15 protein-coding genes and 1 riboswitch are annotated in these 22,882 nt (G+C 52.6%); of the genes, 4 read left to right on the top strand and 11 right to left on the bottom strand.

Annotated elements, in window-relative coordinates; all coding sequences use genetic code 11:
* Positions 1 to 292: 292 nt before the first annotated feature.
* The gene (locus NYE26_RS00345; protein ID WP_051477874.1) at positions 293 to 973 is read left to right on the top strand and encodes a class I SAM-dependent methyltransferase; all 681 of its coding nucleotides are present in this window, start codon (positions 293 to 295) and stop codon (positions 971 to 973) included.
* A gap of 295 nt (positions 974 to 1,268) precedes the next feature.
* Here NYE26_RS00345 and NYE26_RS00340 read toward each other — a convergent pair whose 3' ends face one another.
* The gene (locus tag NYE26_RS00340) at positions 1,269 to 2,786 is read right to left on the bottom strand and encodes a methyl-accepting chemotaxis protein (RefSeq protein WP_339253122.1); all 1,518 of its coding nucleotides are present in this window, start codon (positions 2,784 to 2,786) and stop codon (positions 1,269 to 1,271) included.
* A 70-nt stretch (positions 2,787 to 2,856) separates the two neighbouring features.
* Entirely contained in the window at positions 2,857 to 4,287 is a 1,431-nt protein-coding gene (locus NYE26_RS00335; RefSeq protein ID WP_339253120.1) for an NAD(P)/FAD-dependent oxidoreductase, read from the bottom strand.
* Between the two features lie 138 nt (positions 4,288 to 4,425).
* Positions 4,426 to 4,525, bottom strand: a riboswitch (purine riboswitch).
* 310 nt (positions 4,526 to 4,835) lie between these two features.
* Between NYE26_RS00335 and NYE26_RS00330 the strand changes: the two genes are divergently transcribed.
* Entirely contained in the window at positions 4,836 to 5,846 is a 1,011-nt protein-coding gene (locus NYE26_RS00330) for a GGDEF domain-containing protein (RefSeq protein ID WP_339253118.1), read from the top strand.
* Between the two features lie 158 nt (positions 5,847 to 6,004).
* Here the strand turns inward: NYE26_RS00330 and NYE26_RS00325 are convergent, their stop codons facing one another.
* Positions 6,005 to 9,103, bottom strand: a complete 3,099-nt coding sequence (locus tag NYE26_RS00325) for an EAL domain-containing protein (RefSeq protein WP_339257701.1) — start codon at positions 9,101 to 9,103, stop codon at positions 6,005 to 6,007.
* A 340-nt stretch (positions 9,104 to 9,443) separates the two neighbouring features.
* On the opposite strand from NYE26_RS00325, the gene NYE26_RS00320 reads away from it, so the two are divergent.
* Both NYE26_RS00320 and NYE26_RS00315 read left to right on the top strand, forming a co-directional pair.
* Positions 9,444 to 9,587 (top strand): hypothetical protein, encoded by a 144-nt coding sequence (locus tag NYE26_RS00320; protein WP_200869518.1) that lies wholly within the window; start codon positions 9,444 to 9,446, stop codon positions 9,585 to 9,587.
* A 245-nt stretch (positions 9,588 to 9,832) separates the two neighbouring features.
* Positions 9,833 to 12,139, top strand: a complete 2,307-nt coding sequence (locus NYE26_RS00315; RefSeq protein WP_339253116.1) for a TPM domain-containing protein — start codon at positions 9,833 to 9,835, stop codon at positions 12,137 to 12,139.
* Positions 12,140 to 12,826: 687 nt separating this feature from the next.
* Here the strand turns inward: NYE26_RS00315 and NYE26_RS00310 are convergent.
* The 8 genes from NYE26_RS00310 to NYE26_RS00275 all read right to left on the bottom strand — a co-directional run bounded on the left by NYE26_RS00310 (position 12,827) and on the right by NYE26_RS00275 (position 22,833).
* The gene (locus tag NYE26_RS00310; protein ID WP_036723535.1) at positions 12,827 to 13,615 is read right to left on the bottom strand and encodes a formate/nitrite transporter family protein; all 789 of its coding nucleotides are present in this window, start codon (positions 13,613 to 13,615) and stop codon (positions 12,827 to 12,829) included.
* Between the two features lie 334 nt (positions 13,616 to 13,949).
* On the bottom strand, positions 13,950 to 16,484 hold the full coding sequence (locus NYE26_RS00305) for an S-layer homology domain-containing protein (RefSeq protein WP_339253114.1): 2,535 nt from the start codon (positions 16,482 to 16,484) through the stop codon (positions 13,950 to 13,952).
* A gap of 159 nt (positions 16,485 to 16,643) precedes the next feature.
* Entirely contained in the window at positions 16,644 to 17,738 is a 1,095-nt protein-coding gene (locus NYE26_RS00300) for a toxic anion resistance protein (protein ID WP_036723538.1), read from the bottom strand.
* Between the two features lie 13 nt (positions 17,739 to 17,751).
* Positions 17,752 to 18,468 carry a hypothetical protein gene (locus NYE26_RS00295; RefSeq protein WP_339253113.1) on the bottom strand — a complete coding sequence of 239 codons (717 nt, stop codon included), beginning with the start codon at positions 18,466 to 18,468 and terminating at the stop codon, positions 17,752 to 17,754.
* A 36-nt stretch (positions 18,469 to 18,504) separates the two neighbouring features.
* Entirely contained in the window at positions 18,505 to 19,560 is a 1,056-nt protein-coding gene (locus tag NYE26_RS00290; RefSeq protein WP_339253112.1) for an ATP-grasp domain-containing protein, read from the bottom strand.
* Complete coding sequence (locus tag NYE26_RS00285) at positions 19,557 to 20,393, bottom strand: HAD family hydrolase (RefSeq protein WP_339253110.1); 837 nt, start codon at positions 20,391 to 20,393, stop codon at positions 19,557 to 19,559. The genes NYE26_RS00290 and NYE26_RS00285 overlap by 4 nt, the downstream gene beginning before the upstream one ends.
* A complete protein-coding gene (locus tag NYE26_RS00280; RefSeq protein WP_339253108.1) occupies positions 20,390 to 21,544 on the bottom strand; it encodes a cysteine protease StiP family protein in 1,155 nt (384 codons plus the stop codon). The genes NYE26_RS00285 and NYE26_RS00280 overlap by 4 nt, the downstream gene beginning before the upstream one ends.
* The gene (locus NYE26_RS00275) at positions 21,541 to 22,833 is read right to left on the bottom strand and encodes a phosphoribosyltransferase family protein (RefSeq protein ID WP_339257699.1); all 1,293 of its coding nucleotides are present in this window, start codon (positions 22,831 to 22,833) and stop codon (positions 21,541 to 21,543) included. The genes NYE26_RS00280 and NYE26_RS00275 overlap by 4 nt, the downstream gene beginning before the upstream one ends.
* Between the last annotated feature and the right edge of the window lie 49 nt (positions 22,834 to 22,882).

The raw sequence follows: 22,882 nt of genomic DNA, 5'->3' as shown, positions 1-22,882 counted from the left end.
GCTTAATTGGCCGTAACAAACGAAAGTAATCTATGGGGGCTATAACAGCCCCTCAAAATAACTGCTGCACCTTTTCTTCGGACTGCGCAACAGTCACTATGACTCTCGATGAAAAAGTTTCAAGGCAGGATAGTAGATGATGGTATCCTTGATTGTTTTTTGATAAACTTGGAATATATAAGAATTGGAGGCGGTTAACATGAAAAGTAAGAAGAATAATGGGCAAAAAAACGGGGAATATAGCGCCTAATTAGCCCTATAACTGCGACTCCCCATTAGGGAGAAAAATGTCTTGAATAATCCTTTTCTAAGTATCCAAAACCCAACTCCATTAGGCGCGGGTTCATACGAAATGGCTCTGCCACTAATTACTGCTTTAGAATTGAAGCCAGGTATGCGTGTATTGGAAATAGGCGCTGGTACTGGTCAAGTTGCGGCAACGGTAGCTAAACATTGGGGAGTAACTGTAATTACATTGGAATTGTGGGAAATATTGAGTGTTATCCAGGAATATGCATCAGAACAGGGTGTAGATAATAACGTTCTGGCAGTAAGAGCGAATGCTGAACTTATGCCATTTCCTGACGAAGCATTTGATGCAGTCTTTAGTATCGGCTCTTTTTTTATGATAGAGGATAGGGAACAAGCTCTGAAAGAAATCACACGCATTACTCGCACTAACAGTTTTTTTGGAATTGCAGAACCTATGTGTACATTGAATCCAATACCGCTTGGTTTGGAGAATTTCGATATCTTACAGTCTTATAAAAAATGGATTCGGACGTTAGATTGGAATTGCAATTTACTTCGAAATCAAGGTTTTTTAATTACCGAAAGTTCTTACTTCTCTGAGAGTTACCAATGGATGCTCGATAATTTCCGATATTACGAAGGCGAGAAGGATTTTATTTTGCACGATGAAGGACGTTGGTTGAGTCTAGGGCTCGCTGTTGGCAAGAAAGTACGGCGATAAGCGTTGAATTAACAGGGAATGACTCTTGAACACCGAAGGGCTACCGTATGGTAGTCCTTCGTTATGCTAAAGGGCCACGTTAACTCAATAACACAACGGCAGTCTATGACTTTATTATCTCGTTCAAGAGCTGTCGTCGTTGAAATTTTTGGGGCCAATGTTTTTAATGCACCTTATGCAAATTTGAGTTTGTTCGCAAAATGCTTATATCTCCATTCCAGCCTAATGACCCGCTAATCAATTCAACCTACTATCCCTCTCTTACTGCGCCGTATGCGTCCACTGTTCAATGCCTCTAGACTGCCAGATCAATCCCCACCACACCCACAATCTCTCCGTCACTGTTCGTAATTGCTCTGGAGAGAGTGATGCAGGAACGCTTCGTAATGGCCGAGACATACGGCTGCGAGACGTACTGACCTTCCGCCATTGCCCCGCTCCACCAGTCCCGGCGCTTCGCATTCAGCAGCCCGGCCGCAGGCTCGGAGTAGATGAAGGTGCCATCCGTCCGGTTGGACCAGATGGCCTGCACATCCGGCACCTTATTCTTACAGGCCGTAAGAACTCTGCCATGGATGTCCGCATCCGCTGCACACATCTCCTGCTTGGCTGCTATCTCCTGAAGCACCGTCTGCATTTCCTCAAGCCGCGCCGTATATTGACTCAGCTCAATGACTTCGCGTCCGGCAATGCCGTTCACTGACTGCTGCAGGGTCTGAGATTCCAGCAGCAGGCTTGCGCTGATCTCATTAAGCTGCCCAATCTGCGTGCGCTGGCGGGTCACCTGCTCCAAGGTCAGGTCTACGCCTGCTATGGTCTCATTGACAATCCCCACTGCACCGCTCAGCTCGCCGGTCACCTCTTCGATCAGACTGTTCTGCCGCTCTGCCGCAGCCGCTGACTCCGTAACTATGACCCCGACTTCCTCCACCCGGGCCGAGATATCCCCGAGGCGCTGCTTCACCTTCGCCACTTCATTCACTCCATGCGCAACCGCTGTCTGCTCCTTCGTGACCGACTCCAGCACCTGCCGTACGCCATGATTGAGATCCCGCAGCACCGACGTTGAGCGCTCCACGGAATCCCGGCTCTGATCGGCCAGCTGCCTGATCCGGCCTGCGACCACAGCAAATCCGCGGCCCGCTTCCCCGGCCCGCGCAGCTTCAATCGAGGCGTTCAGGGCCAGCAGCGAGGTCTCATTGCCGATGCCTACGATCAGGGCGTTCATCTCCTCCACCAGCGCAATATGTCCGCTTAACACGGTGAATTTGCCCAGCATATCTCCGCTCTGCTCCTGCAATTCCTCCATGACCTCATCTGTATTCTTCAGGGAATCCACCATCCCCGCCATCCCTGTACGTGCTGCCTGCATCGCCATACTCAGCCGTCCGGTCAGCTCTCCAATCTGTCCGGTAACTGCTGCGACTCCGCCCATCCTGGCAAAAGCCCCCTCAATATTGGCCTTCGCCTCATTGCTGCGGGTCTGCAGCTCCACCTCGTAGGCATGCGAATAGTCCGCTGTCTGCTGAAGCCCTTCGGTATGACGGGTAATCTCCTCCAGAGCACCATGCAGCCGGTCCGAGGTGACAACAATTTCATTGCCCAGCCGCTCTACCTTGCTCTGTGATTCCACCAATTGCCGGGCTCCAATCACTCCGCCCCGGCGGATATCCAGCGCAAACCCGGCCAGCGCTACCATCAGCAACAGATAGACAACCTTATGTACCCAGTACATCTCCATCCATAAGCCATACAACCCCACACCTAGCAGCAAAATAATAACGATAGCGGCCTTGCTCCGGCGAATTCCCATTCTGCACGTTCACTCCACTCTATCATGTTATGTATTCTAACATTATATCAGCAGAGTTAAATTAAGGGAACTATTTCTTCGCCATCATGCCGCGGGCGATCCACACGCCAGCCGCTCCGGCCTGGGCCAATCCGCGGGTAATGCCTGCCCCGTCGCCGCCGCAGTAGAGGCCGGAGATTTCGGTCTCGAACTCATCCGTCAGCTTCGGACGGGCGGAATAGAATTTCGCTTCCACGCCATAGAACAGCGTATGTTCGGAGGCGATGCCCGGGGTTACCTTTTCCAAGGCCTCCACCATTTCAATCAGGCTCTTCATCGTGATGTACGGCAGCACCAGACCCAGGTCACCGGGCACCGCTTCCTTCAGCGTCGGCTCCAGGAACCCTTCCTTAATCCGGGTCTCCGTAGACCGGCGGCCCCGCAGGATATCTCCGTATTTCTGTACAATGACCCCGCCGCCGGACAGATCATTCGCCCGCTTGCAGATCTCCCGGGCATATTCATTCGGCTTGTCGAACGGCTCGGTGAAGGTATGGGAGACCAGCAGCGCAAAGTTGGTGTTCTTCGAGCCCAGCGCTGGGTCCTTATAGGAGTGCCCGTTCGCGGCCATCGCTCCACTGTGATTCTCCACAACCACATGTCCCGAAGGATTGCTGCAGAAGGTACGGACGCGTGTACCCACGGAGGTATTGAAGATGAATTTGCCCTCGTACAGATGCTCATTGATCTCCCGCATTACCACATCCGAGGTCTCAACACGTACCCCGACATCGACCTGGTTATTGTACATTTTGAGCCTGCGCTTCTTCAGCACCTCGGTCAACCAGGCCGAGCCGTCCCGACCCGGAGCAATCATCACCAGGCCAGCCTCATGATTCTCCCCGTTCTTCAGCGTAATGCCTGTAATGCGGTGCGTTCCGTTCTCTTTGACGGTAACGATATCTTCAACTTCTGTCTTGTATAACATATCAATGCGTGTCCGCAGATATTCATAGATCGATTTCAGAATCTCCAGGTTCTGCTCGGTTCCGAGGTGGCGGACCTGCGCCCGCAGCAGCTTCAGCCCGGCGGCATATCCCCGCTGCTCGATACCGCGAATGCTCTCCGTAGTCGGATCGGTAATGACCGGGGTTGCCCCGTGCTCCAGGTTGATTCCATCTACATATTCAATCAGCTCCATCACCTTGGAAGGAGGCAGATAATCCGTCATCCAGCCGCCGAATTCAGTGGTAATGTTGAATTTGCCGTCACTGTACGCACCAGCGCCGCCGAAGCCCGCAGTAATGGAGCAGGCCGGCAGACACCCGGCGAATTCCTTACGGCCGGAGGCGGGCGGACAGAGCTTGATTTTCTCCTCCAGGATCGGGCAGTTGCGGCGGTAGATATCATGTCCCTTGTCCACCAGCAGCACCTTCAGCTCAGGGGCCTTCAGTGTTAATTCATAACAGGCGAATATTCCAGCCGGACCGGCTCCAACAACAATTACATCATATTTACTCATATCTTCTCTGTTCCTCCCAAGGTGAAACGGCTTCGGCCTGCGGTTGACAGGGGCCGCAAAGCGTCTCTGCAGTATATTAGTCCACTTAACCAAGCAGCACACATCAGCACACAAAAAAACCCGGCCTCTTCATAGGTATGCAAAATGCACCCTATTCGTAGCCAGGAATTTACGGTCCCCTGTAGAAACCCCCAAACCTTATCATTGAGGATATACGAACAACTTCACCCGTTATTACGGGGCAATTGGAATTTTACCGAATAAATCCGAATGTGTCAATGATGAACAGCATGAATAGTTCGTGTTTATAGCATTGTGCAGAATCACGTACCCAGATAACCTAACAAACACCTTAGAAACACGAACGTTATTTCAGACCTATTCCCAGTCATAAGACCTAGAAGGAGAAACAAGAACATTGTCGAATATATAAGTACATAGCCACTGGAAATGAGGAACATCTTATGCAGATCCCGCCCCCTACTCCTCGCCAAATGTATTGGAACCGCGTCCTCCTCAATACCTTTTGGATGGCGCTTTTTGTTTATATGGCAAGCCAGCTATATGTTTACTTATCCATGTGGGGCCACCGGCCCGAGTTGTCCGACAAGCCATATCTCATTAGGCATATCTGGATTCCAGATGCTATTCTGTTCGCCCTGCTGCTGATTCTGGAGGCTGTCCATAAATACAAGCCGTTGTTATCCGAATTCTCAATTATTCTTGGAAGCCACCTGTGCGGCATCGTGTTCATCCTGAATCTTAGTTCCGAATATCATGTGAAGCCGCTGATTATGCTGCTTCCGCTGCTGGTATCCATGATCTATCTGAAGGAGAATTATCTGAGGGCTTCCTCTGTGATCTCCCTGATCTACATCATCATACTATTTCTGAACACCTCTATTACCGATTACACGCTACGCATCCAGAACATCATTATCACCCTGATCCTAGCCGGAACCTCCCTGGCCGGCTTCGGTGTTATAGCCCGGGGCAAGGATCTTATGCGCTCGCTGGAGAATTCGTTGAAGTCAGAGCAAGAGCTGCGCATCCAGAATATTATTATGGACCGGCTGTCCAAGATCGACCCGCTGACCGACCTGTACAACCATAAGACCTTTCATGAGTACCTGGGCTGGCTGATTGACCATCAAGAGAGCAATCCTTTTCCGATGCAGCTGGCGGTTATTGATATCGACAATTTCAAAAAGGTCAATGACCGGTACGGGCACTGGGTCGGAGACATCGTTCTCCGGCAGGTCGCCGCTGTCATGCTCCAGCATATCGGCTCGGATGATTTCGCAGCGCGGTACGGCGGGGAGGAATTCGTGATTATTCTGACATCCAAGACATTAGAGGATTCGGGCCGCATTATGGAGAATATCCTCGCAGGAATTGCAAGCCTTCCGATCAGCGAAATGGACAATGAATCGGTTACCGTGAGCATCGGAATGCATGAATATAACGGCGGGGATTCCAAGAGCTCTATCTTTCAGCAGGCGGACGACGCCCTGTACGAGGCCAAGAAAACCGGCAAGAACAAAATCGTCATCTTCTAGGTACATCCATCCCACAAAGTGTGGCTTTAGCTTCAATGATGATTCAGGTATTTAGCGGGGACCCCAAACATATGATTTCTATATTTCAAAAAAGCGGGTCCACCGTGCATAGCAGCCTATGCCGGGGACCCGCTTGTCATCTGAACCTGTTCTGATATCTATTCCAGCTCCTCCGCCCCATACCGTCTCTGCGGAACAAGCAGCTCCATGACCTGGCGCTGCGGCACCGGCCGGCTGATCAGATACCCCTGCACTTTATCGCAATGAGATTCTCTAAGGAAGGCCCACTGGCTGGCATCCTCCACGCCCTCGGCTACTACATCCAGACCCATCTTGTGGCCCAGAGTAATAATCGTCTGCACAAAAGATTCACTAAAAGCCTTATCGGCCAAGGAATCGATGAAGACTTTATCCATCTTGAGCGTAGAGATCGGCAGCTGCTGCAGATAGCTAAGGGAGGAATACCCCGTTCCGAAATCATCCAGGGCAATCCGTATCCCCCGGGACTGCAGGAACTCCAGCTTGCTAACCGTACTCCCGAACGACTCCATGAAGATAGACTCTGTGATTTCCAGCTCCAGACTGGATGCCACAAGGCCGCTCTCCTCCAGACTGTCCAGCACAATCTCTACGAAATCATCCTGCAGGAGCTGAATGATGGAGATGTTCACCGATATTTTATAAGGAATGCCGGTCCGCTGATGGATGCTGTTCATGAACTTGCAGGCCTCCCGCAGCACCCATTCGCCGATATAGATAATCAGCCGGGAATCCTCGGCGATCTTAATGAAGGAGAGCGGGGAGACAAAGCCGAGGACCGGACTGTTCCAGCGGATCAGAGCCTCGAAGCCTGAGATCAGCCCGGTCTCCATCTGTACCTGCGGCTGATAATGCAGCTCGAATTCGTTATTATTCATTGCACTGCGCAGATGCTTCTCAATATTCATCCGGTCATTGAAGGCGGTATGCATCGATTTATCATATACGACGTAGGTGCTTTTCCCCTCTTCCTTGGCCCGGTACATCGCTACATCGGCGTTCTTCAGAATCTCTTCCGTCGTCTCGCCGTCTTCTGGGTAGAAGGAGATCCCGATACTGGAGGACACATACAGATTGCTCTCACCGATAAGAAAAGACTTGCGGAACGCACGCATAATATCCTCGGCCAGATTAAGCACATCCACCCGGCTCTCAATATCCTTGAGGAAAATCACAAATTCATCTCCGCCCAGCCGCGACAGCAGATCCTCCTCACGCACTACAGACTGGAGCCGTTCGCTGGCCTTGCGGATCAGAATATCGCCGGACTTGTGTCCAAGCGTGTCATTGATGTATTTGAAATTATCCATATCTACGAAAAGCAGCGCCGCACTGCCTCCCGTCCGGCGGAAATAACTCTCCATCGTCTCCAGCAGACTGAGCCGGTTCGGAAGATTGCTGAGCGAATCCATATACGCCAGGCGATGCATATTCTTCTGATTCTCCAGCAGCATATCATATTGTCCTACAATCTCCTGCTGGGTCGCTGTAAGCTGCTCATAAGTCGCCTCCAGCTCCTGGTAGCTGTTATTCAGCTTGAATTCTGCCTGCTTGCGCTTGCTGATATCGATCAGGGAACCGAGGAACAGGACGATCTGATCCTTCGGGTCAACGATTGCCTTGCCCCGTACCTCGAACCAGATGTACTCCCCCTGCCCTGTTCTCATCCGGTATTCGGTTTCATAGATCGGGGTCAATCCGGTAAGATGCTCCTGTCTGGCCTTGCGCGCGGATTCCTGATCGTCCGGGTGAATAATGCTGAGCACGCCTCCCTCGAAGGAGTTGATCTCCGCCTCGGTATACCCCATCACCTCGTACCACCGGTCTGAGAGCTTGTAGAAGCCGCTGTCCCAGTCCAGCTCCCACATGTACGCACCAGAGCCTTCCGAAGCCAGGCGGAACCGCCGTTCGCTGACCCCCAGCTTATTGAACTGATCCTGCAGCTCTACCTCTGTGGCCGCCAGCTCCTCATATGTAGACTCCAGCTCCTCATAGCTAAGCTGGAGCTTAAGCTCATTCTGCTTGCGTTCATCGATATCGATGCCGACCAGTACGAAGATATCCTCCGCCTGCTCATCCATCCCCTTAATGAGGGCTGTGCGGACGGAGAAATAATGCGCACCCGGAGAATGGCCGGGAAGCCTCAGCTCGACATTGGTCACATAATCCCGGGCTGCCGCCCTGGCAAGGAGATCTCTAAGCACGGCTGCACCGTCTTCCAGGCCGGGCAGCTCATCTATGCTTACGCCCAGCACCTCCTTCTCCTCCAGCCCGGTCATCATCTCGGCATATTTATTGAAGCGCACGCTCCGCTTGTCCCCGTGAACAGCCCACACAATCACTCCGGCATTCTCGATCACATCCTTGAAGAATTCCTGTTCGGAGTGAATCGTACGGCGCAGCCGCCGGATATACATCCGGAGCAGGACGGCACCGAATACCAGCAGAATGGTCCCGATGGAGAATACGGTAAAAATCCGGTTACGCATCTTTTCATTATAATGGTCGGAATGCACGAAGAAATACTGCTGGTACAGCTCTTCGAAGGCACCTGAACTCACCAGACGCTCTAGCCTTGCATTGACGTAGGACACCAGCTCCGGCTTGGACTTGCTGATGCCGTAGGCCACATCCTGCGGATACAAATTGCTCATTTTGCGGATAATATTACCGGTTAAGCCCTGTTCTACAATCAGATAATCGACAACCCCCTGATTCTCGAACAGCAGGTCGATCTCCCCCTGACGCAGAGCGTCCAACGCATCCGGTACGGTTGCATATTCTATGTATTCTGATGGCGGGATACCCGCCTCGTTCTGCAGGATGGTCTCTGCATATTGTCCTTTGCCAACACCGATCTTGTACTTACGGAGTGTGCCCAGCGTCACGTCAACCTGGAGTTCCTGACGCGAATAGACAGAAATATAGCTTTTTAACACGGGTCTCGAGAAAAGAATGTTCTGCTTCCTCTCCTCGCTGACAGCCATAAGCCCGGTAGTATCAATCCCGCCCTCACTCAGCCGCCGGTACGTCTGCTCCCACTTCCCGGTGCTGTAGTGGACAAGATATTCGTTCTTCTCAAAGATCATACTTGTCAGGTCAATATCGAAGCCCGTCAGATAACCATTCTGTATGTACTTATAAGGTGGATACTCCAGTTCTGCCTGGTACTTAATTTCCTGTCTTTCGGCATAAGCGGCAGCGGGGTGTGCAAGCATGAGCACAATGCTAATTAGAAGCAACAATTTACACCGCTTCATCGCAATTCTCCTTTATCCCAAGTAAGATCGGCATAACTATGTATACAAGCTTATTCGACAAAATATGGTAGGGTTCCTGCTCCTTTTTTCTCATTTCCGATAAATTGTGCACATCCTGCGGTTTCATATCCTTAATTCTTTAGTGCATCATCTTAGATTTAATCAAAAACTTTAGATTTGTATTGCTTTTTGCGGTTAAAGTGTGGATAATAACAGTAACGGTTGATAATGATTATCATTATTGGATGTACAACATTCATTATTTTCTATATTTGAGCTAAAAGGAGACTGAACCCCCATGAACGCAGCCACTACCCGGACCGCCCTGCAGGTTGACGATTACCTGGACCTGCTCAATCTTGCTGTGAAAGTCGGAGATATGAAATGGCAGAAAGAAATCAAGTCCCGGTTGCAGTATATCCTGTGCCTAGAGACCAGATAGCCCATTTCATACAGAAATAGATGAATATAGCTTACTTCTTATACAAGAGGCGGTTCCAAAAGCCATGAAATGGCTGCTGGAACCGCCTTTTGATTTGGAGCAGGATCAACGTGAGCACTTGGGTGGACGCTATCTCCCGTCAATTCCGGGGTACCTGCATCTGCGGGGCTCAGAATGTGTAATGATATAGTATAATGATCAGCATACTACAATGAACAATAGCCTATAGATCGGAGTGTGTCAGATTGAGAAAAAACCTCACCCTCGCCTTGGTCCTGATATTATCCCTGCTGTGGATTCCAGGGGTCTATGCTGCAAATATTCCTGCACAGCAAGGAGTAATTACGGATGAAGCCCGGCTGCTGTCTGCCCAAGAAGTAGAGAACCTTACCGGGTTAGCCACTACAGGCCGTTACACCTTCCATGTCTTAACCGTTGATTCGCTGGCCGGAAGCAACATGTCCAGTTATGCCGCCGATGTATATGATACCTGGGGGCTGAAGTCCCGGGACATCCTGCTCCTCATCGCTTATGAAAATCAGCTGACTGAGATCAGCTTCATTAACCCCGGGCTGCAGGATGCGCTCGATGCCTGGTCCTTACAACAGGGCGGAGCTGCGGGTAACGCAGCAATTAACAAGGTGCTGGAGAAATATTTCAATCCTTATGCTAAAAAGGGAGATATCCCTGAAGGCATACGTTCTGTGATCCAGCAGATGCAAGCCATTGGCAGCAGCGGACAGAGCAGTAATACCGGCAGCGGTGCGGCAGGCGGTGCGGATGCCGGTACGGCAGGAGCTGGCTCCAGTCCTAACGGCAGCGGCAGCAGATTCCCTCTCCTGCCGGTTGCAGGCGGTCTTGTCTTGGCCGCGCTGCTGATATTGCTGCTGTATGTGTCAATTACCGGAATGCGCCGCCGCAAGGGACTTTCCGTGCAGCGTGAGCAGCTCGCCGACCTATTGGTACGGGCGAACCGCGCTCTGGAGTCCCTTCAGCCTTTCCAGGGGATTGTGCAGGGCAAGACTGGTGAGAGGGTCGAGGGCATCTCGAAGCGCCTGACCTCCCGGCTGGTCGAAATCTCTGCATTGCAGACCGCCGGGCAAGCACCATTGCCGCCGTTCTACCGCTTGTCTGCGCTTAAGGCGGCGGCAGAGCAGCTTCAGCAGACAGAGGGGGAATTCCGTGCCTCCCTGGAGGAAGAGGAGAAGAATATCGCAGTCGTCAGCGACGCCGACCGGAACGTCAAGCAGCAGATCACCGAGCTGAAGCAGGCTGCCCCGGAGCTTGAAGAACAGCGGCAGCAAGCGGCCCTGGAGACGGGCTATACGCTGGAGGAGATTGCCCAAGATCTTCAAGAGCTGGCCGAAGAGACGGCCAAGGCAGATCAACTGGAGCTATTCGACCCCATTGCTGCCCAGGAGATTACTGCACAAGCTAAAAAGCGGCAACAGCAGATTGAGCAGGATGTGCAGGATGTGGGGACCTTTGACGATAAGCTGAAGGCCTTCCCCGGAGTCCTGGCGACTACCCGCAGCCGGATTGCCGGGCTGATCGACCAGAACTCCCTGCACAATATGAAGGTTAAGCCTTACGACAGCCTGGAGCAGGCTTCCAATGCCGCCAGTTCCATGGAAGCGCCGCTGCACAGAGGCGATATGGACGAAGTGCGCCGGATTGGCGCTGACATGGATGCCCTTATGACTGAAGCCGTGGCCATGACGGAACGCCAGGCTATGATCCGGCAGAATAACCTCAAGGATCTGGAGACTGTACGCAGCACATGGGCAACGCTTAGCCAGCGGCGGAACGAATTACAGAGCCGGCTTGCCGGGGCGAAGAACCGGTTCGCCCGGAAGCACCTGGACGCTCTGGAGCAATTGCTTGAGGAGGCCGGAGGCACGCTGCGGCAAGGCGCGGCGGAAGTGCCTCAGCTTGAGACCTGGACCAGCGATGCACGCGGAGAGTATGACAATGCCCGCAGCGGGCTGGACCGGCTCCTTGCTTTGCAGGATGAGACGGCAAGCAGCATGAGTAGCATGAGCAGCAGTTTGGACACTCTGGAGGAGCGTCTCGACAGCTTGAGCAGGCTGTTCACAGAAGGGCAGAGCCGGGTGGATGCCGCCTACAATCTGCTGCACAGCAGAGGAATTGCCTCGCAGAACCGCTTCCAGCTATCACTGCTGCCGGAATATACCGAGCTGGAACAGCGTCTGGCCTCAGGTCCCTACGATCTGGATCAGCTGGAGGAGACAGGACGCTCCTATGCTTCACAGATTGCTTCCTTCGTAGAAGAAGCGAACCGGCTGGTCCGTCAGAAGGAAGAGGCCGAACGCGCAGCCCAAATGGCCATGCTGCGGGAGCAGCAGCGCCGGGAACAAGCCCGCAGACGCAATTCCGGCCCGCCGGGCGGAGGATTCGGCGGCGGGCTTGGCGGCGGACGCTCCTCCGGCGGCTCTTCTTGGGGCGGCGGCGGTGGCGGCGGACGTTCCTCCGGCGGCTCTTCGTTTGGCGGCGGCAAATCCGGCCGAAGCTCCGGCGGCTCCAAGTGGTAAGCAGCCGACTGTCGCTACAGCACATACTCACCCTAACAGGGCGGGTGATGTAACAATTTATTCTGCGGCATCAAACGAAATCAGGGACATTAGTGTCCCTGATTTTTGCTTTCTATGTACTTCCTCCGGACCCTGCGCCCTCACGCTAGCACATTGTATTTGGTTTTTCTGTGAAAATACGTCTGGCGCTGCGATAAACGCACGGCCTACGCCGCGCTCCCAATCCGATTGTGGTCGGTTTTTCGATTACATTTGGCCTACGCAGCGCACCCAGTCCCATTGTGGTCGGTTTTTCGATTACATTTGGCCTACGCAGCGCACCCAGTCCCATTGTGGTCGGTTTTTCGATTACATTTGGCCTGCGCGGTGCACCCAGTCCCATTGTGGTCGGTTTTTCGATTACATTTGGCCTGCGCGGCGCTCCCAGTCCCATTGTGTTTGGTTTTCCGTTAAAATATGTTAAATAAATGAAAAGACGATGTTCTGTTTTTTAGCCACGCTGCTCATTTTCATGCTGGAGTTGTGCCTTGAAAGACATGTTTGTTTTCGCATACATTTGCCCACTTACCCTCGCCAGCACCGATTGTATTCGCTTTTCCACATACATTTGCCCTAGGCCTACCTGCGCACGCACAACAGCGATCCCCCGGTAATCGGAGAATCGCTGTTGTGTCATGTTATTGCCGTTCAGTGAGACTCATCCTCCAGAAACGGCTTGTTCACATAGTAATACATCACGCCCATTAGCACGCCGCCGCCGATCAGATTGCCTAATGTGACCGGGACGAGATTATGCACCACGCCTCCCCAGGAGATCGTACCAGGGTGATCCAGGACGAGAGCAATCGCGAAGGTACACATGTTGGCAATACTATGCTCGTATCCCGAGATGAAGAAGCAGAAGACGAACAGGACCATGGCGAACATTTTGGCACCGTCGTTCTTCATTGACATCGGGACGAAGAAGGCCAGACAGACGAGCCAGTTACAGAGAATCGCCCGGAAGAACAGCTGCATCGCCGGTGCTTCCATCTTATGGGCCACCACATTCAGCAGGAACCCGTTGACAGAGGAATCATAGAACAATCCGGTCAGAAAAATAAGCAGGGCAAACGCCGTAGCCCCAAGAATGTTGCCCAGATAGCTGACGACCCACATCCGCACAACCTCAGTCCATGCCAGCTTGCGCCTCAGTGCCGCATAGGTGTAATAAAAAGTGTCCCCGGTGAACAAATCGCCCCCGCCGTAGGAAATCAGGATGATGGCTGCGCCGAAGGTGATCGCAGCCATCGGATAGGTCATCGGCGATTGTTCCATATAGAAGAAGTTGCCGGTCTTAAAGGCTACGATCACGCCGAATCCGATAAACATGCTGGCGAGCATGGCCCTGGCAATGTACCGCCATACGCTTTGCCGGAATATCTTCTGTTTCTTAAGTGCAAGCTTCTCTACCTGCAGCAGTGCCTCGTTCTCCATTTGACCCTCCGTATTCACTTTATATTTTCAGTGGTGCCGGAAGACTGATGTACAGCCTCCAGCTATTATACCCAATAAACCACTGGAAATTGCTTGAATCACAGAGCATCAATAATTTATGAATCCGCACACTCCCCGCACTCTTGTTACAGGCCGTTGTCCTCCCGTTCATTCAGGCTGGCAATCGCCTCCGCCTTCTCACTGCTGGCTACGACGATAAGCACCACGATCAAGCATCCCAGAATCATCCCGCTTATCCCCTCTTTCTCCACAGGTCGCCTTAGTGACAACGTATGTGGGGGAGCGGGATAATATGAGTAGGATTAGCGGAGAATCAGTCAGTCAAACCGCCAATATAATAATTAAGCGCCTTATAATTAGCATCATAGAACAGGATAATGTAGTCTTCAGGCTGTCCATTCCGCGCCGCATCATCAGATAACTGAATTTGCTCATAAGGATAGATACTGTTGGTATTCCGGTAATCATTTAAACACTGTACTGCAGATTCTGCAGAGAATTCTTGCTTAGCTGCTGCCAACGCTGATTTAGAGGTCGCTGTGAAATAGACAGCTTCGGGATGCGTTTTCTGATAATCTTTTACAGATACATAGTCTATACGGGTACCGTTATTATAATCACGGACCAGCTTAACTCCATCCCCAATCTGTACCGCCGTTCCGTCCCACACCGGCCGCTTCGACGAGAAATCTACCAGCTTGGTGGTATAACGTATTGCTTGCCCTGCCTTATTATAATAGACCACTGTAACGTAATTCTGTCCGCTCTTATCTGTCACCGGAAGAACTACTGAATGAATGTCAGCAAAATCAAATTCCCCATAAGGGCTTGGTTGTGCTAAATCCTCTGCACGAACAGGATTGGCTGTAATGTAATACGAGAAGCTGCCTATGCTTCCCTTCAACTCATCCGGGAAACCCATCCAATTCATACTTATTGTCTTGCCGTTGAATTGATTATACCCATCAATAATTACGGATTGAACCAGATCCATATTTTGAAGTGGTCCCGATCTCTTGGCGTTCATAAGAGCTGATACAGCATTCTTAAGCTTAGTCTTGCGTTCTCCCCAATTGAAAGAATCATCAAACGGCAAGTAGGCTCTATAAGCCCTGTTAACTGCATCTTCATCCATTAAAGTTACATTCGAAGGAAGCTCGTCAATTCTTTTCATGGCTGCTTCTAATTTCAGGTCTGTGCTAAGCATCACCTTGCCGGTGTAATAACCCAATGGCTTCATCTCGGAATCGAGGAAAATAATGGTGTATTCATCTTCGTTATATGTTTTGAAATTATATAATGTGTCATAGGCAAACGGGATATAGCCCGGTGATGAAGCACCTACTGCTGTATTAGAGGATACTGTGGCATCAACCACACTGACCCAGCCGTCTCTGTACACTTTACGCGAAGCATGAATGATATCATTCAATTCCAAATTCAGGTTACTGTCCATATAGTACTTCGGGGTAATTGTATATCCCACTGCTCTTCCGCCAAATTGCAAAGCAGCATCTTCCACATCAATAGTATCCCGATAATATACTTGGGAAGACACTGTGCTGAATTTCTCCTGGGTAATAGTCACACCACTGTTTAGTAACATTATACTGCTATAAGCCTCAGTAACTGAGGGCTGCAAATTCACCTTTTGAGTATAGAATCCGGTCACTTCATTAGATGAATTCCGTACCACAACCGAGACATATTTATCGCCTGCTGTGCCAATCCTGCTCTTTGGAATCGAAACACCGGTATATGTCAGCGTCTTCAACGAGTATCCCGTACTAATAGAAGCGTACTGGAGATTGGTAAGCTCCCAGTGGAGATCTCTAGAGCTGATCGGCTTCGCTGTTACATAATAAGTTATCTGGTCATTTAGACGGATAGTGCTTCCAATCACCCTGCTATAATCAACTTCTAGATAAACAGCATTCGTAACTGAATCGTCAGGGCGAGAGGTGATGCTGATATCCAGCGCCGGAAGCTCCTTGACCGGTAATTCATTAACAGGTTCCGGGCTTGGTGTCGGTGTCGGTGTTGGAACCGGCGTTGGTGTTGCCGCCGGAGCCTGGGTTGGTGTCACCTGAGGACCACCGCCACCGCCACCGCCACTACCGCCGCCACTTCCTCCCGCAGCTACAGCAGCAGTTGCAGTTGGTGCAGCTGTAGCTGCGGGAGTAGCCGACGGTGTTACGGCTGGAGCAGGCGTTGCCGCTCCCTGTACAGCTTGACCCGTTCGAGAGACTGCCGCATCGATCAGCGCTAAGGATTCTGCACGGGTCAAGGCTTTGACGGGCCCGAAGGTTCCATCCGGATATCCTTTAAGCACCTTCGCTGTGACTGCGGCAGCAACACTCCCTTTACTCCAGGATGCAATCTGGCTTGCATCACTGAATACTTCCAATACCTCTATACTGCCCGCGTCCAGCTTCAGCAGCTTGCTGACTATAACTGCTGCTTCCTGGCGGTTAATCGGAGCATTCGGGCGCATCTCATTGTTGAAGCCCTGGATATATCCAGCCGCTACAGCCTTCGCAACCTCACTATACGCCCAGCTGGTAGACGGCACATCGGTGAATTCCACCTTACTCTGTTCCGTAAAATGATAAGAACGGTTGATGAGCGTCATGAACTCCGCTCTGGTTATGGTCTGGTTCGGTTTAACCGATCCATCTCCGAAGCCTTTAAGCAAGCCGTTATCCAGCCAGCTTTGAATCGTCTGCTGCGCCCAATGTCCCTCATAATCCTTTGTCCCTGCTGACTGGGCTGCCGCTGTCCCCATAGAACCAAACAGCATCCCCGCTCCGACTATACCTGCCAATATTCCCGTTAACTTCCTGATCATCAATACTCTCCCCCTGAATGTACGACTGAACCCATCTCATAATATCTCACCGGAATATATTAGTAAATTAGAAATTTAACAACAAAAAAAGCCCGCCGAATCCATATCAGCAGGCTTGGTGCATTATTCAAGTTATTTTACCGGCCCAGAAGCAAACCCTTAATTCAAAAAGCTGCTCAGCCCGCTCTCCGCCTGCTTCAAAGCCTGCGGCTGTGAGCCTTCGTTAAGCCCGAGCCGGTTGTTCAGCTGGGTGTTGATGGTGGTCATTTTGGACGTATAGTCCTGACAGCTCTCGATGATCCGCCGGTTGGACTGCTCTGAGGTATCCAGGGCGCTGAGCAGGTCACCAATCGCCTGATTCACGGCTTCCAGAGACATGGACGGCTTGGAGAGCAGCTCCGTTGTCTTCTCGGTCGTCGTGCGCAGCAGCCGTGCATTCTCCTTGAACTGGTCCTCGATCGTCTTGTTGGTGGCTTCGACCGCATTGATGACATTCTCCTGATCGGCCAGGGACATGGCAATCATCGCCGAGACGGTGATCAGGTTAGAGGTCTTATCGATCGCGTTGTTTACGGAATCAATCAGCTTGTCATTATTGTCATTGATGATATCCGTTGCCGCAATCGCCTGATTGTAGAGCAGAATCATCTCGGTCATGGACTGAATCCGCACCATAACCTTGCGCAGCCCCCGCTCCAGATACGCTTTGCGGAATTCATTCTCGGGCTTGGCGATCTCCACCTCGAACAGCTCCTTCAGCTTGTTGCCGAAGGCGATCTTGGTCTGGAGGTTATAGATCTCCTCCATGGAGGTACGCTTCAACTGACGCATGTTAACGATGCTCTCCTCTAGCGTATCCCGACCGTCACGCAGACCGGTGATAATGGCATCAATGTTGGTGCGGACCGACTGATATTTGTATACATAATTTTTAAGCGGGCTTTTGCGCAGCATTTTGCCGAAGAAGCTGACATTCTTACTCTGCTGAAGGGTCTCGCACTCATTGCGCAGCTTCATAATCATATTGGGCACTTCCACCCGCTTGCCGCTCATCAGGTCATTGACGGGGCGGTCCAGCAGCTTCAGCGTCTGGCCTGCCTTCTCCTGCGTCTTGACCCCAAGCTTCCCGATATCATCCATCAGGGAATCCAGTGCTACCGTGTCAGTCTTGGCTACCTGCTCAATTAACTGGGAAGCCTCCTGGACTACCTTCTGCTCATCTTCTTTTCTAAGCTCAATTAACTGCGTGGACATGGCTATCCTCCTCCTATAATTCGGAACTGCTGTAGCGCTGATGAATCAGTTCCGCCTTGGTCTGAAGTTCCATCAGGTCTTTGTGCTCGATCGTCGACGCAATATCGGAAATTTTGGCATCGACATCACGCAGACCGTTCAGCAGCATTCTCCGGTTTCTTGTCTTGGCTTCGCCGCCCAGGCGCAGGAACGGGTTGATTACTCCATTAAGGTCCTTCAGCACCAGCCTGCGGACGGTATGGTTAATCTCACCGTTACCCAGCTCCTGCAGCAGCGGAATGACGCGCTGCAGTCTGGCGAACAGCGCCAGCGACTTCTCGACAATCTCATTGTCCAGCGTATCCTTCTGCCCTTCGGAGATGATCATATCCTCCAGGATGCCCAGATACTCCACCACCGGAGCGAACTCCGCTCCGATCTGTATGTCCTCCCTGTGTCCGGCACCCGAATGGGCCGGGGAGGCCTGTCCCGCAGCAGCAGGAGAGGCAGCGGCAGCAGACGAAGCCTGCGGCGCGGCGGACGATGCCGCCGGAATCACCTGCGGCTCCTGTCCGGCAGGAATCACCTCTACCGGAAGATTCACTCTGGTGCGCCTGAGCTCCGGCACCGCAAGTGCTGCCCCGATTACCGGGAGCAGCAGCGAGACCAGCTCAGGCAGGAAGCCGCTGGTCAGTACGGCTACAACATAACCGGCACCGGCATACGCCAGTACTTTGAATTTAGCTTGCATTCCTTCTCACCTCTTATGAGCGTGAATGCTACACGCTCAATTCACGGAATCCGTAATGACGGATTCTCCGTTTATTCTCATGATCAGCGGCTGCTCGACATGGCTGGCCAGGACATTATGCTCGAACGATGCAGGCAGAACCTCGCCGCCGAGCGCGCTTTTGACAGCCAGATATGGGAAGTTAATTCCGGACAGACAGGAGATATGCAGGCCGCCAGACATCCGCGGGTTAATCTCCAGCAGCTTGGGGACGCCACCGCTGTATTTCATCTGGATATTGAAATTGAACGGAATCCGGTACGTCTCAGCCACCCTGCGGGCCACCCCCGCAAGCTCCGGGATATACTCCATCAACCGCAGGCGGCCGCCTGCCTTCCGGCGGGGAACTGCGGCCAGCAGCCTGCCCTTCTCATCCGACAAGCAATCAATACTATATTCATATCCCTCCAGCAGCTCCATCACCATCAGGTTAGGGAAGCTCCCGGCTTCATCAAGGATACGGTAAGCTTCCTCGAAGGAGATCAGCGGAGTTACGTGGCCGAACAGCTCCTCCACGGGACTGCGGTCATTATCTATAATCCGGAATCCGAGTCCGCCCTCCGTCTCGGTAGGCTTGAAGCAGACCTTGTGTCCTTTGGCTGCGAGATCTTCATAAGCTTCCCTGAACTGCTGCGCATTACTAACCACATGATAATCAGGAATTGTCATAATCCCGGTGGTCTTCACGCTCTCATAGAACTTGCCTTTGTCCATGATCATCTCCAGCAGATCCAGATCACGGCAGACCAGCACCTTCGTCCCGATCTCATCGAACAGCGAGGCATGCAGCGCGATATCGAGCATATGCAGCCGGGGGATGAAGATATCAATCTCGTTCCGGCGGCAAAAATCAACACAGAACTGCACGTATTCAATGCCTTCTAGCGCCGGCTCGGTTCCGGCTACATCCGCGCCTTGCAGCGACATATGGTGGATATCCGGGTGGGTGGCGAAGATTTGCACCGGAATCCCGTCTTCGTTGCTCCGGATGAGATTCATATAGTGATAGGCAACAGAGAACCAGCGGTTGAAATATATATTTACCTTTTTCATGGTGGCGGTCCAACTCCCAATGCTGTCGAATGTGTATAGATCCTGTGAACATACTGCATAATCTCATCCGCGGCAAATACCCCCGGCCGCTTAGTAAACGGATACTCTAAGTGTACTAAACCCGCCTGCTGCTCGGCAAATATTTCTCCGTGGCAGGGAGCTATGGCATAATCGGCGGCGGCGAGCAGGCTCTTGTCCAGAAGGGAATCGCCTGAAGCGACCATCGGCTCCGAATGCACGGTGCGGCGGACATGAAGAATGGCATCGCTTTTGTTCACCGCCTCCGGCACGATATAGAGCTTGCGCCCCTGCAGGGATACTCTCCAGCCAAGCTCACCCAGCCGTTGAGACATCCGGGCAATCTCCTCAAGCGGCAGCGAATCCCGGTGAACCACGAAGGTATAGAACAGCTCATCGCAATACCGCCGGCTAATGATCCATTCTTCCCGGACAACAGCACGCACGATGCTCTCGGCTTCTTCCGCCGCAGCGGAGCCGCGTTCCACCGCTTTGCCGACAGCCGTCCGCCAATCCTGATCCACTACCCCGTTCACAAGAATATTGCCGCCATTGCTGGTGATGGCATAATCCGGAATGACCGTCTCCTGGAACAGGTTAATCCGCCGGTACTGGGCAATGGTACGTGTAGTCACCGGCATGAAGACGATCTTCGCCGCCAGCTCTTTCAGTGTAGCCAGAGCCTGCTGTGAGATATACGATACCACCTTGCCGTCAACAACCTCTGCCGGAACCAGACCGGGGGTATCCTCAGGAACGCCTATCGCGCTAAGAGAGTAGATCAGCGTGCGGTCCAGATCGCTGGCGTAGATCATTCACTCTCCCCTTTCAGCGGCTTGATGATTCCGCAGCAGGAGTAGGTCAGCCCGGGATAGACCTCTACCGGCACGCCCCGGTCCTCCGCCAGCAGCAGAATATGCCGCAGGTTGGGATTGTCCAGCCTGTCGACAAGAATTCTCCAGGGCACTCTCCGCAGCAGCACACGTGTCGTCTCCCCCACTCCTGGCTTCACCAGATTGATATTATCGATGCCGAAGGTATCCTGGATACTGCGGATATCGGCCAGCCCCTGCCAGGTAATCTCCGGCGGATGCTCCAGCATCTCCGCAGCCTGCGCAAGTGCCTCTGCTGCTACTTCCGCGAAATATGGGGTAATCGCTTCAACGAATACGTTGGACAGATCACTGTCCAGCCATTCCTTGTAGAATTTGGCCCCGTGGAATTCCTCAGGCCCGATCAGATCATCGCGGAGCACCGTACGGCTCATCAGGCCGGATACCGTGGAGTTCAGGCAGGCGCTTGGAATCAGATAATCCTCCCGGGTACCGAAGGTTCCCGAGCAGTGCCCGGGATCGGCGAGTACCGCCAGATCATCATTTAGCGTAATGCCATATTTCTTATGCATACTCTCACAGGCCTCTATCAGCACCTGCCGGATGGCCCCCTTACCGGTCCAGCCATCGATGAATTGCAGTTCGGCATCCCTTCCATGCTGCTGTAGCATATAGAGCACCGCATTCTCATCAATCCCCTTGCCGCGGATAATCGAGATGCTGTAATGCGGAAGATCCGCTCTATATTTCTCAAGAATATAACGTTTGATCAGCACCCCGATAGGTGTGCCCGCTCTCGCCAAAGAGACCAGCACCGTATTCGCCGTTCCCCGCCGGGCAACAATCATCTCGGACACCACAGCTACAGCCAGCGCCACCTTCCTCGCAGTCTGCTGCAGCGTCTCATGAAACAATTCGATATACTGCTCTGTCGGCTGGTACTCCACCGGGAGCATCTCTGAATAATGCACGCCGGACTGGATCGCTTCCTCCCGCTCGGCTGTTCCCCGCTCCAGGGATACATTGCTTAGATCCTTGAGCAGGAAGGTAACGTCGGAAGCAGGATAGCTGCCCAGTGCCACCGGAGGGGATATTGTTCTATTGTGAATGGCTTCGATATCTATTCCCTTCATAGCTCTGAGCCTCCCGTATCTGGTTCTGGGCTGAGTACAACAAGATGTACCTTATTGCCTGCCAGCCTCTGTAAAATATCCGTCATCGGTGCAATCCGCTGCCGGGGCACCTCGCGCTCCAGCAGGACGAAGATATCGTCATACTGGCCGGAGTCCACATTATAGATGAAATTCATGATCTCCGTATCCCCTGCGGACGGATACGCAGCAGCGCTGTGCACGCCGTAATCCGCACGCCGCTCGGGATGGATCGGACTGCGGGTTGAGGCCTGGTACAGCACGCCCTCTCCCATCTCTGCGGCGATCCGCATCGGCAGATACATGAACTCGCCTACGCCCATCACCAGGGCACGGGAGCCTTCCCGCAAGCTCCCGAGCTGCTCGGCCACGCGGCTTACACCGGCATCAAGCTGCACATCATCCGCAGATTTCAGGCCAAAGCGGCCGCTGAGCTTCAAATATGCCGCCGGATTGATCACGCCTTGTGCATCCACAGAGGTTACAGGCAGCCGTTCCAGGCCGTCCCGCACATAAGTAGTTACAAGCTCTGCACCTGTGGTAGCAGCGGCTCCGTTATCAGCTGCAGGCTGCAGCAGCGGAACCCCCTCAACCTTAATGCTTCCCTGCAGCAGGGATAGAGCGGTAATCCGTATCCCCAGCTCTTGCTCCAGCTTACGGTACGCCTGAATATTCGCCTCGCTCCGCCAGTCGAGGAGCGAAGCCACTACATATTCGCGGCGCGGGAATTTCGACTGAATGTCCCGGATGATGTTGACCGCCGTATTGCCGGTGGTAATCTCATCATCCACCAGGATGACCGGTTCAGTCCCTGACAGCAGGCTGGCATCCAGCGCGTAACAGAGGTGGTCCATCGCATGGGAATGCTCCTCCACGAAGGTCACCACCGATTCCAGCTCAGGAATCATCTCACGCGTGGTATGAATATAAGACGCGCCGCCGGCGAATGCATTATACATGCTATGGCCCAGGGCGGTAGCGGTTTCGGCGAACCCGATAAACAGAACCGGCTCAGGCAGAGCCAGACGTGCAGCAAGCAGCGCATGATAAGCTTCTTCCGCATATTCAGGATGGATCAGGCCATGAACGGCCTGGTTCATCAGCGGGTCCATAACCTCCCGGTCAGCGGTATCCCCACTCATCTCCAGATACAGGAGCAAGGCGAGTGCCGCTCCGCTAAGCAGCGGGGTATAGGGCCCTACGGGAATGTGCTTGCCAAGCACTTTGCTGACGAACAGGAAGGAGCGCTTCTTATTGATTCGTGCAGCCATGGAGAACAAGGACTCCACAGGCATATGAAAAGGATTGGAGGTTTCTGTT

Origin of the sequence: Paenibacillus sp. FSL P2-0136 (assembly GCF_037975325.1) — a bacterium.
Taxonomy (GTDB): Bacteria; Bacillota; Bacilli; order Paenibacillales; family Paenibacillaceae; genus Paenibacillus_AQ; species Paenibacillus_AQ silagei.
The sequence above is the reverse complement of the archived record's forward strand: the minus strand, read 5'-3'. Positions and strand labels throughout refer to the sequence as shown.